General features: G+C 69.5%; 14 protein-coding genes and 1 pseudogene. 14 read left to right on the top strand and 1 reads right to left on the bottom strand.

Annotated elements, in window-relative coordinates:
- Nucleotides 1–95: 95 nt before the first annotated feature.
- From rplS to ACN27E_RS08935, 9 genes and pseudogenes are all read left to right on the top strand, one after another.
- Nucleotides 96–437: a 50S ribosomal protein L19 gene (gene rplS, locus ACN27E_RS08975; RefSeq protein ID WP_422748358.1), complete on the top strand. Its 342-nt coding sequence runs from the start codon at nt 96–98 to the stop codon at nt 435–437.
- Nucleotides 438–510: 73 nt separating this feature from the next.
- A complete protein-coding gene (gene lepB / locus ACN27E_RS08970) occupies nt 511–1,365 on the top strand; it encodes a signal peptidase I (protein WP_422748357.1) in 855 nt (284 codons plus the stop codon).
- A 2-nt stretch (nt 1,366–1,367) separates the two neighbouring features.
- Nucleotides 1,368–2,050 (top strand): annotated as a pseudogene (locus ACN27E_RS08965) (ribonuclease HII); the annotation flags it as partial.
- 111 nt (nt 2,051–2,161) lie between these two features.
- Nucleotides 2,162–2,467: a DUF2469 domain-containing protein gene (locus ACN27E_RS08960; RefSeq protein ID WP_011559372.1), complete on the top strand. Its 306-nt coding sequence runs from the start codon at nt 2,162–2,164 to the stop codon at nt 2,465–2,467.
- 36 nt (nt 2,468–2,503) lie between these two features.
- A complete protein-coding gene (locus ACN27E_RS08955) occupies nt 2,504–3,277 on the top strand; it encodes an HAD-IIA family hydrolase (RefSeq protein ID WP_422748355.1) in 774 nt (257 codons plus the stop codon).
- Nucleotides 3,274–5,457, top strand: a complete 2,184-nt coding sequence (locus ACN27E_RS08950) for a thiamine pyrophosphate-dependent enzyme (RefSeq protein WP_422748354.1) — start codon at nt 3,274–3,276, stop codon at nt 5,455–5,457. Before ACN27E_RS08955 ends, ACN27E_RS08950 begins: the two co-directional genes overlap by 4 nt.
- A gap of 20 nt (nt 5,458–5,477) precedes the next feature.
- The gene (locus tag ACN27E_RS08945) at nt 5,478–6,698 is read left to right on the top strand and encodes a CoA transferase (protein ID WP_422748352.1); all 1,221 of its coding nucleotides are present in this window, start codon (nt 5,478–5,480) and stop codon (nt 6,696–6,698) included.
- Nucleotides 6,695–7,489: an acyl-CoA thioesterase gene (locus ACN27E_RS08940; RefSeq protein ID WP_422748351.1), complete on the top strand. Its 795-nt coding sequence runs from the start codon at nt 6,695–6,697 to the stop codon at nt 7,487–7,489. The genes ACN27E_RS08945 and ACN27E_RS08940 overlap by 4 nt, the downstream gene beginning before the upstream one ends.
- A gap of 96 nt (nt 7,490–7,585) precedes the next feature.
- Nucleotides 7,586–7,984 carry a heme-binding protein gene (locus ACN27E_RS08935; protein WP_422748349.1) on the top strand — a complete coding sequence of 133 codons (399 nt, stop codon included), beginning with the start codon at nt 7,586–7,588 and terminating at the stop codon, nt 7,982–7,984.
- Between the two features lie 99 nt (nt 7,985–8,083).
- Here the strand turns inward: ACN27E_RS08935 and ACN27E_RS08930 are convergent, their stop codons facing one another.
- Entirely contained in the window at nt 8,084–8,926 is an 843-nt protein-coding gene (locus ACN27E_RS08930) for a DUF1206 domain-containing protein (RefSeq protein WP_422748348.1), read from the bottom strand.
- A gap of 169 nt (nt 8,927–9,095) precedes the next feature.
- Here ACN27E_RS08930 and ACN27E_RS08925 point away from each other — a divergent pair, with 169 nt between their 5' ends.
- The 5 genes from ACN27E_RS08925 to ACN27E_RS08905 all read left to right on the top strand — a co-directional run bounded on the left by ACN27E_RS08925 (nt 9,096) and on the right by ACN27E_RS08905 (nt 14,197).
- Nucleotides 9,096–9,461, top strand: coding sequence for a YraN family protein (locus ACN27E_RS08925; RefSeq protein WP_422748347.1), 366 nt, complete (start codon nt 9,096–9,098; stop codon nt 9,459–9,461).
- Nucleotides 9,461–10,969, top strand: coding sequence for a YifB family Mg chelatase-like AAA ATPase (locus ACN27E_RS08920; protein ID WP_422748346.1), 1,509 nt, complete (start codon nt 9,461–9,463; stop codon nt 10,967–10,969). The genes ACN27E_RS08925 and ACN27E_RS08920 overlap by 1 nt, the downstream gene beginning before the upstream one ends.
- Entirely contained in the window at nt 10,969–12,096 is a 1,128-nt protein-coding gene (gene dprA / locus ACN27E_RS08915) for a DNA-processing protein DprA (protein WP_422748344.1), read from the top strand. Before ACN27E_RS08920 ends, dprA begins: the two co-directional genes overlap by 1 nt.
- A 64-nt stretch (nt 12,097–12,160) precedes the next feature.
- On the top strand, nt 12,161–13,003 hold the full coding sequence (locus ACN27E_RS08910; protein ID WP_422748342.1) for a siderophore-interacting protein: 843 nt from the start codon (nt 12,161–12,163) through the stop codon (nt 13,001–13,003).
- A 33-nt stretch (nt 13,004–13,036) separates the two neighbouring features.
- Nucleotides 13,037–14,197 (top strand): lactate 2-monooxygenase, encoded by a 1,161-nt coding sequence (locus tag ACN27E_RS08905; RefSeq protein ID WP_422748341.1) that lies wholly within the window; start codon nt 13,037–13,039, stop codon nt 14,195–14,197.
- The last annotated feature ends 15 nt before the right edge of the window (nt 14,198–14,212 follow it).

The following is a 14,212-nucleotide window of genomic DNA, read 5'->3' as shown; positions in this document are numbered from 1 at the left end:
CGAAAACGTCCGAGAGATCGGATCGGTGCGCCGTTCAGCCGAGCAGCCGCCCGACCAGACCGCGATCCACCCCGACCAACAAGGAAGTGTCACCGATGAACACGCTGGACTTCGTCGATCAGACGTCGCTGCGCGACGATATCCCGACCTTCGGACCCGGCGACACCGTGAACGTCCACGTCAAGGTCATCGAGGGTTCCAAGGAGCGGATCCAGGTGTTCAAGGGTGCCGTCATCCGCCGCCAGGGTGGCGGGGTCCGGGAGACCTTCACCGTCCGCAAGGAGAGCTACGGCGTCGGCGTCGAGCGCACCTTCCCGGTGCACTCCCCGAACATCGACCACATCGACGTCGTCACCCGCGGCGACGTCCGCCGGGCCAAGCTCTACTACCTGCGCGAGCTCCGCGGCAAGAAGGCGAAGATCAAGGAAAAGCGCTGACTGTCGAGCGGATCTGCGGCATCCGCCGCGCCGCTCGCGCCAAGCCGGGTCCGGCCCTGACTAGTCTGTTGCCGTGACCCACGCTGACTCTGCCGACCCGTCACCCGAGGACACCGTCGAGGGTGAGGATCTCGAGAACGACGAGAGCACGCCGCGCCGCAAGCACTCAGCTCTGCGGGAAGGCGCGATCCTGGTCGTCATCGCCGTGGTGCTCTACTACGTGATGTTGACCTTCGTCGCGCGGCCGTACCTCATCCCGTCGGAGTCGATGGAGCCCACGCTGCACGGGTGCGCCGGATGCACCGGCGACCGCATCATGGTCGACAAGATCAGCTACCGCTTCGGTGAGCCGCAACCCGGCGACGTGATCGTGTTCAAGGGGCCGCCCAACTGGAGCATCGGCTACAAGTCGATCCGGTCGGACAATCCCGCGATCCGGATGGTCCAGGACGCGTTGTCGGTCGTCGGTTTCGTCCCTCCCGACGAGAACGACCTGGTGAAACGCGTGATTGCGACCGGCGGCCAGACCGTGGAGTGCCGGGCCGACACAGGTCTGACGGTCGACGGCAAACGCCTCGTCGAGCCCTACCTCGACCCGTCGACGATGATGGCCGATCCGGCCGTCTATCCCTGCCTGGGCAATGAATTCGGACCGGTCACGGTACCCGAGGGCAGGCTGTGGGTGATGGGGGACAACCGCACCCACTCGGCGGACTCGCGTGCCCACTGCTCGAATCTTCCGGCCGATGCCCAGCGCGGGCTGCTGTGCACCGGTGATCCGACCGCCGGCACCATCCCCGTTTCGAACGTCATCGGTAAGGCCCAGTTCATCGCCTGGCCGCCGGGCCGCTGGGGTGGCATCGATTCGGTGAATCCGCAGACCGCCGCGCAGCCGAGCGCGCAACCCGTGGCCGCATCGGCGGGCTGACTTTGCCGGCCCGTTGCTCGTCGCGCGAGCGCTCTTCGAGCCCTCCGTGGCCGCCGCGTACGGTCATCCGCAGATCCTCGGGTCTGCGTACCCTGGAGTCCGCTCTCTACCGCAACGGCCTCGGCCCGGTGGCGGGTGTCGACGAAGTGGGGCGTGGGGCGTGCGCCGGACCGCTGGTGGTGGCGGCGTGCGTGCTCGGACCCAACCGGCTCGAGAGCCTGGCCGCGCTCGACGATTCCAAAAAGCTCGGCGAGAAGGAGCGCGAGCGACTGTTCCCGCTGATCCGTCGCTACGCCCTGGCATATCACGTGGTGTTCATCCCGTCGGTCGAGGTGGACCGGCGCGGCGTGCACGTCGCCAACATCGAGGGCATGCGCCGGGCCGTGGCCGGCTTGCCGATCCGGCCGGGATATGTGTTGAGCGACGGTTTCCGGGTACCCGGTCTGCCCATGCCGTCCCTTCCGGTGATCGGCGGTGATGCGGCCGCCGCGTGCATCGCCGCGGCCAGCGTGCTGGCCAAGGTCAGCCGCGACCGGCTGATGGTGGCGATGGACCGCGATCACCCCGGTTACGGCTTCGCGTTGCACAAGGGGTACTGCACACCCACGCACACCGCCGCACTGGCCGAACTGGGTCCGTGCGCGCAGCACCGGCACTCGTTCGTCAACGTCCGCAGGGCCGGCGGCCGCACCGAGGTCGTCGTGGCCGGCTCGGGGGTCGAAGGCGGACCGGAACAGCGCGACGAAGTCGGGTGAGGAAAGATGGATTCAACCCAACACAAAGGACAGCAGGACAGATGAGCGCCGAGGATCTCGAGAAGTACGAAACCGAGATGGAGCTCTCGCTGTACCGCGAGTACAAGGACATCGTCGGGCAGTTCAGCTACGTCGTGGAGACCGAGCGCCGCTTCTATCTCGCCAACAGCGTCGAGATGGTGCCCCGCAACGCCAACGGTGAGGTGTACTTCGAGCTGCGCCTGGCCGACGCCTGGGTCTGGGATATGTACCGTCCCGCCCGCTTCGTCAAGCAGGTCCGGGTGATCACCTTCAAGGACGTCAACATCGAAGAGGTGGAGAAGCCGGAGTTGCGGCTACCCGAGTGATCCCCAGGCGCGGGCCACAGCTGACACACTGGAGTCGTGCGTTCGAACTCACAGTGCTGGCTCACCGATATGGACGGCGTCCTGGTGCGCGAAGAGCACCCGTTACCGGGGGCCGCCGAATTCCTCGCGCGGCTGGTGGAACGTGAGCGCCCGTTCCTGGTCCTGACCAACAACTCGATCTTCACCCCGCGCGACCTGGCGGCCCGGCTGGCCCGGTCGGGGCTGACCGTTCCAGAGGAGTCGATCTGGACGTCGGCCCTGGCGACGGCGACCTTCCTGTCCGACCAGCTGCCCGGTGGGTCGGCCTACGTCATCGGCGAGGCCGGACTGACCACCGCACTGCACGAGGCCGGCTACACGCTGACCGATGTGCGCCCGGATTTCGTCGTGCTCGGGGAGACCCGCACGTACTCATTCGAGGCCATCACCAAGGCGGTACGGCTGATCCTGGGCGGGGCGCGCTTCATCGCCACCAATCCCGACGTCACAGGCCCGTCGGCGGAGGGGCCACTACCGGCCACCGGTTCCGTCGCGGCGATGATCACCAAGGCGACCGGCCGCGAACCGTACTTCGTGGGCAAACCGAATCCGATGATGTTCCGCAGTGCGCTAAACCGGATCGAGGCCCACTCGGAGAACACCGTGATGGTCGGCGATCGGATGGACACCGACGTGGTCGCGGGAATCGAGGCCGGGTTGGAGACCATCCTGGTGCTCACCGGGTCGACCAGCGTCGAGGACGTCGAACGCTACCCCTACCGGCCGAGCCGGGTGTTGCCGTCGATCGCCGAGGCGATCGATCTGGTGTGAGCGCCCACGAGTCGCTCGACGACCACTTCGCCGCCCGGATCGCGGCACTGACCTCGCCCCGCGGCGCCCGGCGCTGCGCAGACCACCCGGTGCGCGACGGGTCGACGGTGACCGTGGCCGACGCGCTCGCGGTGTTCGACGCCGCGATCGGCAGCCGCCACCTCGACCTGGCCGCCCGGTGGCTGCGGTCGCAGGGGCGCGGCTACTACACGATCGGCTCGTCGGGTCACGAGAGCAACGCCGGCGTCGCCGCCGCCCTGCGACCGACCGATCCCGCACTGTTGCACTACCGGTCGGGCGGGTTCTTCCTCGCCCGCGCCCAACAGGTGGACGCCGATCGGGCCCGGGGGTTGCGTGACGTGCTGCTCGGGTTGGTCGCCGCCACCGAGGAGCCGATCTCCGGGGGACGGCACAAGGTCTTCGGCCGCGCCGATCTGGCCATCATCCCGCAGACCAGCACCATCGCCTCACATCTGCCCCGGGCGGTCGGGGTGGCGTTCTCCACCGCGCGGGCACGCCGACTCGGGGTCGAATGCCCCTGGCCCCACGACGCGGTCACGGTCTGCAGTTTCGGCGACGCCTCGGTGAACCACTCGACGGCGGTCGGCGCGTTGAACACCGCGATGCACACGGCCTATCAGGGGATGCCGATGCCGCTGTTGTTCGTCTGCGAGGACAACGGCATCGGCATCAGCACCAGGACGCCGCGAAACTGGGTGGCGCGCACCTACTCCCACCGCGAAGGGCTCGAATATTTCGCCGCCGACGGGTCGGATCTGGTGTCGGCGCTCGAGACCGCCCGCGCCGCCGCCGCCTGGGTGCGCGAGCAGCGGCGGCCGGCGTTCCTGCACCTGACCACGGTACGGCTGATGGGCCATGCCGGATCGGATTACGAGCCCGGCTACCGCCGTCCCGACGAGATCCTCGCCGACTTCGACCGCGATCCGCTGGTGTGCACGGCAGGAACGCTGGTTGCCCATGGGGTTCTGACACCCGAGGAGGTGTTGACACGCTACGAGGACATCCGCGGTCAGGTCATGGCGCTCGCGCAGGAGGTGATGGACGCACCGCAGCTGGACAGCTCCCAAGCCGTGGTGCGTCCGCTGCGCGACAGTCTTGCCGACGCCGTCGCGGCCTCGGCGGAACCGTTGCCGGACACCGAGATTGCTCCGGCGCCGCTGACGTTGGCCCAGTCGGTCAACCGCGCGCTGAGCGAGGTGCTGGACCGCTACCCCGAAGCGCTGCTCTTCGGCGAGGACGTGGCCCGCAAAGGCGGCGTCTACGGTGTCACGCGCGGCCTGCAGAACCGGGCCGGGCGCGCGCGGGTGTTCGACACACTGCTCGACGAGCAGGCCATTCTGGGATTGGCGTTGGGCGCCGGACTTTCCGGCTTGCTGCCGCTCCCGGAGATCCAGTATCTGGCCTACGTCCACAACGCCGCTGACCAGATCCGCGGGGAAGCCGCCACCCTGCAGTTCTTCGCCGACCGGCAGTACCGCAACCCGATGGTGGTGCGGATCGCCGGATACGGCTACCAGAAGGGCTTCGGTGGGCACTTCCACAACGACAACTCGATCGCCGCGCTCCGCGATATCCCCGGTGTGGTGATCGCCTCGCCCGCGTGTCCCGACGACGCCGCGGCGATGCTGCACGCCTGTATCGGCGCCGCGAAAACCGCAGGCGCGGTGTGCATCTATCTCGAGCCGATCGCGCTGTATCACACCCGCGATCTCTACGACGACGGCGACGAGCAGTGGCTGGCGCCTTATCCCGGCGCCGCCGCACCCATCGGCCGGGCCCGCACCCATGGTGACGGCACCGATCTGACCATCCTCACGTTCGCCAACGGGGTGTACCTCAGCCTGCGGGTGGCCCGTCGCCTCGCCCGCGCGGGGATTGCGGCGCGCGTGGTCGATCTGCGCTGGCTGGCTCCGCTGCCGGTCGAGGACATGCTGACGGCGGCCGCGGCCACCGGCCGGGTGCTCGTCGTCGACGAGACGCGCCAGACCGGTGGTGTCGGTGAAGGGGTGGTGGCCACGCTGCTGGCCGGCGGGTTCACCGGATCCGTGCAGCGGGTGGCGAGCGCGGACAGCTTCATCCCGTTGGGTGACGCCGCTCTGCAGGTGCTGCTCGATGAATCGACCATCGAGGCTGCCGCGGTGGCCCTGGTGCGTCGATGACGCCTTGCTAGCTTGGGCGGATGGCTGACACGGATCCGGCCCGGCCGCTGGCCGGTGTGCGCATCGTCGAGATCTCCAGCTTCGTCGCTGTGCCGCTGGCCGGGATGACGCTGGCCCAGCTCGGCGCGGAGGTCGTGCGGGTGGACCCGATCGGCGGGGCGGCGGACTATCGGCGCTGGCCGGTCACCGAGGTCGGCGAGAGCGTGTACTGGGCGGGCCTGAACAAGGGCAAACGCTCGGCGGCCGTGGACATGCGCACCGCAGAGGGGCAGGAACTGGTGGCCCGCCTGATCGCCGACGCGGGCATTCTCATCACCAATGCCGCTGGGCGACAATGGTCTTCCTACGACGCCCTGGCGGCCCGGCGACCGGATCTGATCCACCTCGAGGTGTCGGGCCGTGCCGACGGCGGCACCGCGGTCGACTACACCGTGAACGCGGCCACCGGGTTCCCCCTGATCACCGGGCCCGCCGAACTCGCCGCCCCGGTCAACCACGTCCTGCCCGCGTGGGACGTCGCGTGCGGGTTGTACACCGCGCTGGCGGTGGTCGCGGCCGTGCGGCACCGCGACTCCACCGGAACCGGGGCGCGTCTGGCCATCCCGCTGGAGAACGTCGCCCTGGCCACCGCGGGCAACCTCGGATTCCTCTCCGAGGTCATGGTCAACGGCGTCTCACGCAGCCGGTTGGGCAACTCGCTGTTCGGTACCTACGGCCAGAACTTCGTCAGCAGTGACGGGGCCGCGTTCATGGTCGTCGCACTGACCAACCGGCACTTCCGCGACCTGAGTGAAGTGACCGGGACGACGAAAGCCGTTGCGGCGCTGGGTGAGGCCCTCGGAGCCGATCTGAGCGACGAAGGCGAGCGCTTCCGTCACCGCGATGCGTTGACCGGATTGTTCACCGTCTGGTTCTGTGCGCACACGGGCGACGAGGTGGCCGCGGCGCTGGCACAGACGTCGGTGCTGTGGGAGCGCTACCGCAGCTTCGCCGACGTGGCGAACGACCCACGGGTGACGGCGAATCCGCTGTTCACCGAACTCGATCAGCCGCGGATCGGGCGCTACCACGCACCTGGGCTGCCGGTGGCCATCGACGGTGACTACCCGCCGGCGGTCGCTGCACCCGCGCTGGGCGACGACACCGCCGCCGTGCTGTCCGAATGGCTGGCAATGGCGCCCGGCGACATCGAGGAATTGCGTGAATCCGGCGCGGTGGCAACGGGATCGGAGACGCGGTGAGCCGGCTCCTTGATCTGCTGCAGGTGCGTCCCGCCGGTGACGTGTGGACCGGACCGGCGAGCGGCCCGGCGGGTAAACGGGCCTTCGGGGGGCAGTTCACCGCCCAGAGTCTGGCCACCGCCGCCCGCACCGTCGACCCCGACCGGACGCCGACCAACATGCACCTGCAGTTCCTGCGCGGCGGTGAGGCCGGTGAAGCGGTCGAGTACACGGTGACGCCGGTGTTCGACGGTCGTACCTCGGCGTCGCGCCGGGTCGAGTCGCGACAGGACGGCCGGCTGCTGACCACCGCGAGCGTCTCGTTCGCCACACCGGCGGCCGGGCCGGAACATGGACGGGTCGCGCTGCCCGACGTCGACCCGGAGGACCTCGAGCGCACCGGACCCGCCGGGCCGGCACCGTCGCTGCCGCTCGACGAACTCGACATCCGGATCGTCGACGACCGGTCGGGCGGCCGCTTCGTGCGCCGCCTGTGGTGGCGGATGACGGCGCAGCTGCCCGACGATCCGCTCGTCCATACGCTCGTGGCGGTCTACGTCACCGACGTGTACGGCATCGACCCCGCCCTGCAGGTGCACGGGCACTCGATGCGAGCCCGGACGCACCGCAGCGGCACCACCGACTCGTCGATCTGGTTCCACCAGCCGGTGCGGGCCGATGAGTGGAATCTGCTCGAGTCGACCTCGCCCGCGGCCGCGCGGGGGCGCGGTCTGGTGACCGCGTCGCTGGTCAGCGCGGACGGGACCGTCGCGGCGAGTCTCGCCCAGGAGGGCCTGATCGCCGAGCGGTAGGACTCCGGCCACGATTGATCCCGCGCCTGGGGGGTACCTGTGTGTCGGGTCGCGGGGGAAGTGACCGGATTCCGACACAGACGAGGAACTGACGACATGAAGATCTCTGCCACGACAGCGCGCCGCGGAGTCGGCGGCGCCTTCGCCGCATGCATGCTCGGCGGGGTTGCCGCGGCGACCATCGCGGTGCCCACGGCGGCTGCCCAGCCAGCGCCGTGCAACGCCAGCGATTTCGCATTCACCGCCAGCGGCGTGCTCAACTCCGCCGGCGGTTACCTGAACACTCACCCAGGCGCCAACGACGTGCTGACCAGGGCTGCATCTCAGCCGGCGGCCGAGGCGGAGTCCAACGTCCGCGGCTATTTTACCGCTCATCCCAACGAGTACCTCGATCTGCGCAACATCGCGCAGCCGCTGATCAACCAGCGCAACCAGTGCGGTTTCAACGTGGGACCCAATCAGTTGTCGCTGCTGTTCAACGAGCTCGCCAGCTAGGTTCACGCGGCGGTATCGACGACGACGCCCGCAGTGAAGATCTCTTCACTGCGGGCGTTTCGCCGTCTGCGCGGGAACTGGCTGCGGCCGGCTACATGGCTACATGCGGCCGTAGCGACTGCGGACGAAGCTGTAGGCGCCGTACGCGGCGATACCGACCGCGGCGATGATCAACAGGAATTTCCCGAACGGCGCCTGGCCGAGCGTCTTGACCGCGGCGTCCAGACCGGAAGCCTTGGCGGGGTCGGCCTGCAGTGTGGCCACGATGACGAGAATGCCGGCGCCCCCGAGCACCAGACCCTTGGCGACGTAGCCGGCGACGCCGACGGCGGTCACCCCGGTTCCCCCGGACACCCGCAGATCTTTGAGGAACTTCTTCGAAACGCCCTTGTACACGTGGTAGCCGCCGACCGCGGCCACCCCGATACCGACGACGATGAGCACGAACTTGCCGAATCCCGAGCCCATCAGTTGGGCCGAGATGCCGGAATTCTGCTGTCCGCTGGAGTGCCCGCTGCCCATGGCGAACTGCATCGCCGAGAACGCGATCGCCGCATTGGCGATCGCCAGGCCGACCGATTTGGCCCGCTTCCACGCCGGGGAGTCGTCATCACCGGAGCGCTCACCGGGTTTGGACCCGACAACCGCTTCGGCCAGGTGCCACAGGGCGAGTGCAAACAGGCCGATGGCGGCGATCCAGAGAACGATCTTCCCGCCGGTCTGAGCGCCCAGCGTCGCCAGTGCACCGGACTGGTCGGCATTGCCGCCGCCGCCGAGTGCCAGGCGCAGCACGATATAGGCCAGCAGCAGGTGCAGGACACCGCTGGCGGCGTACCCGACGCGCGCGACGTTCTGGAAGGCGTCGCTGTCGGTCGCGCGGTCGACGGCGCCGTGCATGTTGCCCGGCCTGCCGCCGAGCCCGGATTTGGCGCTCATGCTCATCGGAAACCTCCTGCGTCGGTGCGGCTCCCGCGGACGGAGCGGGCTGGATGGCCCCGTATACCCCGGATTTCGCAAGGGCGAAACGCTGTGGGTTGTGGATGAATCCGCCGCTGGGGACAACTGCGCCGAGGCGGGGTCTGGTGTCGGGTGCGGCGGTCACAGTGTCTTCATGACCACAGATACGCGGGCGGCCGTCGGGGCCCGGGGCGAGCAGCTGGCCGTCGATCATCTGAGCGGCTTGGGTCTGCGGGTGATCGACCGGAACTGGCGGTGCCGCTATGGCGAATTGGACGTCGTCGCCGCCGATCCAGCGACGGGCACGGTGATCTTCGTCGAGGTGAAGACCCGCACCAGCGACGCGTTCGGCGGCGTCGCGCAGGCGGTGACCCCGCAGAAGGTGCGGCGGTTACGCCGGCTGGCCGGGCTGTGGCTTGCCGGTCAGGATCGGCGCTGGGCCGCCGTGCGCATCGACGTGATCGGTGTGCGCCTCGGTCAGGGCAATCCGGAGATCATGCACGTTCAGGGGGTGGGGTGATGGCGCTGGCGCGGGCGTTCTCGGTGGCGGTGCTCGGCCTGGACGGCGTGATCGTCGAGATCGAGGCCGACATCAACTCGGGATTGCCCGGGGTGCATCTGGTCGGGCTGCCCGATGCGGCGCTGCAGGAGTCCCGCGACCGGGTTCGGGCGGCGATCACCAACTGTGACAGCGACTGGCCGATGGCCCGGTTGACGCTGGCCCTGTCCCCGGCGACGCTGCCGAAGATGGGGTCGGTCTACGACCTCGCGCTGGCTGCGGCGGTGATGTGCGCCCACGGCAAGAAAGACTGGCATCGGCTCGACAAGACGGTTCTGCTCGGGGAGTTGGCGCTCGACGGACGGGTGCGTCCGGTCAAAGGGGTGCTGCCCGCCGTCCTGGCCGCCAAGCGTGAAGGGTGGCCCGCAGTGGCGGTGCCGTCGGACAACCTCGCCGAGGCCTGCCTGATCGACGGCATCGAGGTGTACGGGGTGCGCACGCTGACGCAGCTGCGCGACTGGCTGGACGGCGCCGGTGCGCTGGACGCGCGGATCAGCGCGGTGCCACCGGAGCCGGACGATTCAGCGGATCTGGCCGACGTGGTGGGGCAGTTCCACGCCCGCTACGCGGTCGAGGTGGCCGCGGCCGGGGCGCACCACCTGATGCTCACCGGACCGCCGGGCGTCGGTAAAACCATGCTCGCCCAACGTCTTCCTGGTTTGCTTCCGCCGCTGGCCGACGACGAGGCGCTCGAGGTGACGGCGATCCACTCGGTGGCCGGCCTGCTGACCGGTGAGGCGCCGCTGCTGACCCGCCCGCCGTTCGTCGCTCCGCACCACACCTCGAGTGTGGCGGCGCTCGTCGGGGGCGGATCCGGGTTCGCGCGTCCGGGCGCGGTCAGCCGGGCGCACCGCGGTGTGCTGTTCCTCGACGAATGCGCCGAGATCGGGACGAGGGCGCTGGAGGCCTTGCGAACGCCCCTGGAGGACGGCGAAATCCGCTTGGCGCGCCGGGACGGCGTCGCGCGCTACCCGGCCCGCTTCCAGTTGGTGTTGGCCGCCAACCCGTGCCCGTGCGCCCCTCCCGATCCGCGCGACTGCACGTGTCCCATCCCGGTGAAACGGCGCTACCTGGGCAAACTGTCCGGTCCGCTGCTCGACCGGGTGGATCTGCGCGTCGAGATGCATTCGGCGCGCGCCGACGCCTTCGCGCCCCAGGCCGGCGAATCGACCGAAGCCGTGCGCGCTCGCGTGGCCCAAGCGCGCACCGCGGCCGCCGACCGCTGGCGGCCCTATGGCATCCGCACCAACGCAGAGGTCGGCGGTCCACTGCTGAGGCGCAGATTCCGGCCGGCCAAGACGGCGATGGAGCCGTTGACCACCGCACTGGATCGTGGACTGCTGAGTATCCGAGGACTGGATCGCTCACTGCGGGTGGCCTGGACGTTGGCCGATCTGGGTGGGCGCGTCTCTCCGACCCGCGACGACGTGTGCCTGGCCTTGAGCTTCCGCCAGCCCGGTGGTGCCTGATGAGCGATGCCCTTATGCGTGCCTGGGCGTATCTGGCGCGGGTCGCCGAACCGCCCTGTCCGGAGCTGACCCAACTGGTCGCCGACGTCGGTGCTGTCACCGCCGCGCAGCAGGTGCGTCGCGGCGACGTGTCGGACACCTTATTGCGCCACACCGCGGCGCGATCGCACCTCGACTGCGCCCGTGAGGACATCGACAGAGTCCAGCGTCTCGGCGGGCGGCTGGTCACCATGGACGACGACGAGTGGCCGCTGCTGCGTTTCGTCGCGTTCGGTGGGGACGACGTGCGGACGCGACCGCAGGGGCATGCGCCGCTGGCGTTGTGGGTGCTCGGTGACGTGCGCCTCGACGACGCCGCGGAACGGGCGGCCGCCATCGTCGGCACCCGGGCGGCGACGGCTTACGGCGAACACGTCGCCGCGGATCTGGCGGCGGGCCTGGTCGCTCGCGATGTCACCGTGGTGTCGGGTGCGGCGTTCGGTATCGACGGGGCCGCGCATCGGGCGGCCTTGGCCTGCGACGGCCGCACGGTCGCGGTGCTCGCCGGGGGAGTGGACGTGCCGTATCCGGCCGGACATTCCGCGCTGCTGCACAGAATCGCCAAGGAGGGGCTGGTGGTGAGCGAGTATCCGCCAGGGATGCGTCCCAGCCGGGTGCGCTTCCTGACCCGCAACCGCCTGGTGGCCGCGTTGTCCGGTGCGACGGTGGTCGTCGAGGCGGGTGTGCGCAGCGGCGCGGCCAACACCGCGGGTTGGGCCGCTGCACTGGGCCGGATCGTGTGCGCGGTGCCCGGGCCGGTGACGTCGGCGGCGTCGACGGGCTGTCACACGCTGCTGCGCGACGGTGCGCATCTGGTCGGTCGCGCCGAGGAGATCGTGGAACTGATCGGGCGCATCGGCGAGCTCGCTCCCGTCGAGGAGAAGCCGGTGTCGCCGCTCGACGACCTCAGCATCGACGAGCGCCGAGTGTATGAGGCGCTGCCGGCCCGGGCGGCCCGTTCTGCCGACGAGATCGCCGTGTCCGCGGGCATGCCCGCCTACCAGGTGCTGGGTTCGCTGGCGATGCTGGAGATGGCCGGACTGGTGATTCATCGCGACGGACAGTGGAAGCTGGGCGCCCGCCGGTAGCGCCCTGCGATCGACGTACCGCTCGTATAGTCGGTGAGGTTAGCTAAGCAGTCGGAGGAGAGCAGTGGCTGGACGTCCCGTGCACACGTTCGAGGTGATCGGCACCGAACACATCGCCCCGCATATGGTGCGGGTGACCCTCGGCGGCGGGGGTTTCGACACCTTCGCCCCGAACGATTTCACCGACGCCTACGTCAAGCTGGTCATCGTTCCCAGTGGAGTGGACGTATCCCGGCTCGCCCGGCCGCTGACCCTGGACAGCTTCAAGAAGCTGCCGGCCGACAGGCAGCCGACCGTCCGGACCTACACCGTGCGCAAGGTGAACCGCGAACGGCGCGAGATCGCCATCGACTTCGTCGTGCACGGCGACCATGGGGTGGCCGGTCCCTGGGCCGCATCGGCGGCTCCCGGCGATCCGGCCTACCTGATGGGTCCCAGCGGTGCCTACGCCCCCGACCCGTCGGCCGACTGGCATCTGTTCGCCGGCGACGAGGCCGGACTGCCGGCGATCAGCGCCGCCATCGAGTCGTTGCCGCCCGACGCGGTCGGCAAGGCCTTCATCGAGGTCGCCGGACCCGACGACCAGGTGCCGATCACCGCGCCCGACGGCGTCTCCATCCACTGGATCTACCGCGGCGGCCGCGCGGATCTGGTGCCCGAGGAGGCCGCGGGCGATCACGCGCCGCTGATCAAAGCCGTGAAGGAGACCGCCTGGCTGCCGGGCCGGGTCCAGGTGTTCATCCACGGCGAGGCCCAGGCGGTCATGCACAATCTGCGGCCCTACATCCGCAAAGAGCGTGCGGTCGAAGCGAAATGGGCGTCGTCCATCTCGGGCTACTGGCGGCGCGGCCGCACCGAGGAGACGTTCCGCGAGTGGAAGGCCCAACTCGCCAAAGCGGAGTCCTGAGCCGACGCCCCGGTCGATGGCAGGCTGACACCCATGGCGTTCAGCGACTACCAGCTCGAGATCTATCTGCAGGGGTTGTCCGGCATCATGCCGAACCTTCCCATGACGTTCGAGGAGTGGGAGGCCAAGGCGCAGGCAGCGATGCCGCCGTCGGTCTACTCCTACGTCGTCGGTGGGGCCGGTGACGAGCGCACCCAACGGGTCAACCGCACCGCGTTCGACAGCTACGGACTGGTACCGCGGATGTTGCGGGCCACCCGGGAGCGCGATCTGTCGGTCGACCTCTTCGGTCTGTCGCTGCCGTCGCCGGTGTTCATGGCGCCCATCGGCGTCATCGGCATCTGCGGTCAGGACGGCCACGGCGACCTCGTCACCGCCCGCGCGGCGGCGCAGACCGGAGTGCCGATGGTCGTATCGACCCTCACCGAGGATCCGATCGAGGACGTCGCCGCCGAGTTCGGCGAGACCCCGGGCTTCTTCCAGCTCTACACCCCGACCGACCGGGACCTGGCTGCCAGCTTCGTGCAGCGGGCCGAACGCGCCGGGTACCGGGGCATCATCGTCACCCTCGATACCTGGGTCCCGGGCTGGCGGCCGCGCGACCTGTCGACCTCGAACTTCCCGCAGCTGCGGGGCAAGTGCCTGTCGAACTATCTCAGCGATCCGGTGTTCCGTGCCGGGCTGGCGCAGCCACCCGAGGAGAACATGCAGGCCGCGATCCTGAACTGGGTCTCGCTGTTCGGCAATCCGCTGACCTGGGACGACCTGCCGTGGTTGCGGTCGCTCACCAGCCTGCCGCTGATCCTCAAGGGCATCTGCCACCCCGACGACGCGCGGCGCGCCAGAGACGGCGGGGTCGACGGCATCTACGTCTCGACGCACGGCGGTCGTCAGGCCAACGGCGGGCTGCCTGCCATCGACTGCCTGCCCGGCGTGGTCGACGCCGCGGACGGTCTTCCGGTGTTGTTCGACTCGGGTATCCGCAACGGCGCCGACATCGTCAAAGCGCTGGCACTGGGGGCCACCGCCGTCGGAATCGGCCGACCGTATGCCTACGGGCTGGCGCTGGGCGGACAGGCCGGCGTGGTGCACGTGCTGCGCTCGCTGCTCGCCGAGGCCGACCTGATCATGGCGGTCGACGGCTATCCGAGCCTGGCCGATCTCACCCCGGACACACTGCGGCGCGTCGGCTAGACAGCCGGTCACCGC

The sequence above is a fragment of the Mycobacterium sp. WMMD1722 genome (genome assembly GCF_049315205.1).
In the GTDB taxonomy this organism is placed as follows: domain Bacteria; phylum Actinomycetota; class Actinomycetes; order Mycobacteriales; family Mycobacteriaceae; genus Mycobacterium.
The sequence above is the reverse complement of the archived record's forward strand: the minus strand, read 5'-3'. Positions and strand labels throughout refer to the sequence as shown.

What these genes read in the sequence shown, in the direction of transcription:
- rplS (WP_422748358.1), top strand. Translation starts at nt 96, where the DNA reads ATGAACACGCTGGACTTCGTCGATCAGACGTCGCTGCGCGACGATATC.
- ACN27E_RS08960 (WP_011559372.1), top strand. Translation starts at nt 2,162, where the DNA reads ATGAGCGCCGAGGATCTCGAGAAGTACGAAACCGAGATGGAGCTCTCG.
- ACN27E_RS08945 (WP_422748352.1), top strand. Translation starts at nt 5,478, where the DNA reads ATGGCTGACACGGATCCGGCCCGGCCGCTGGCCGGTGTGCGCATCGTC.
- ACN27E_RS08935 (WP_422748349.1), top strand. Translation starts at nt 7,586, where the DNA reads ATGAAGATCTCTGCCACGACAGCGCGCCGCGGAGTCGGCGGCGCCTTC.
- ACN27E_RS08930 (WP_422748348.1), bottom strand. Translation starts at nt 8,926, where the DNA reads ATGAGCATGAGCGCCAAATCCGGGCTCGGCGGCAGGCCGGGCAACATG.
- ACN27E_RS08925 (WP_422748347.1), top strand. Translation starts at nt 9,096, where the DNA reads ATGACCACAGATACGCGGGCGGCCGTCGGGGCCCGGGGCGAGCAGCTG.
- ACN27E_RS08920 (WP_422748346.1), top strand. Translation starts at nt 9,461, where the DNA reads ATGGCGCTGGCGCGGGCGTTCTCGGTGGCGGTGCTCGGCCTGGACGGC.
- dprA (WP_422748344.1), top strand. Translation starts at nt 10,969, where the DNA reads ATGAGCGATGCCCTTATGCGTGCCTGGGCGTATCTGGCGCGGGTCGCC.
- ACN27E_RS08905 (WP_422748341.1), top strand. Translation starts at nt 13,037, where the DNA reads ATGGCGTTCAGCGACTACCAGCTCGAGATCTATCTGCAGGGGTTGTCC.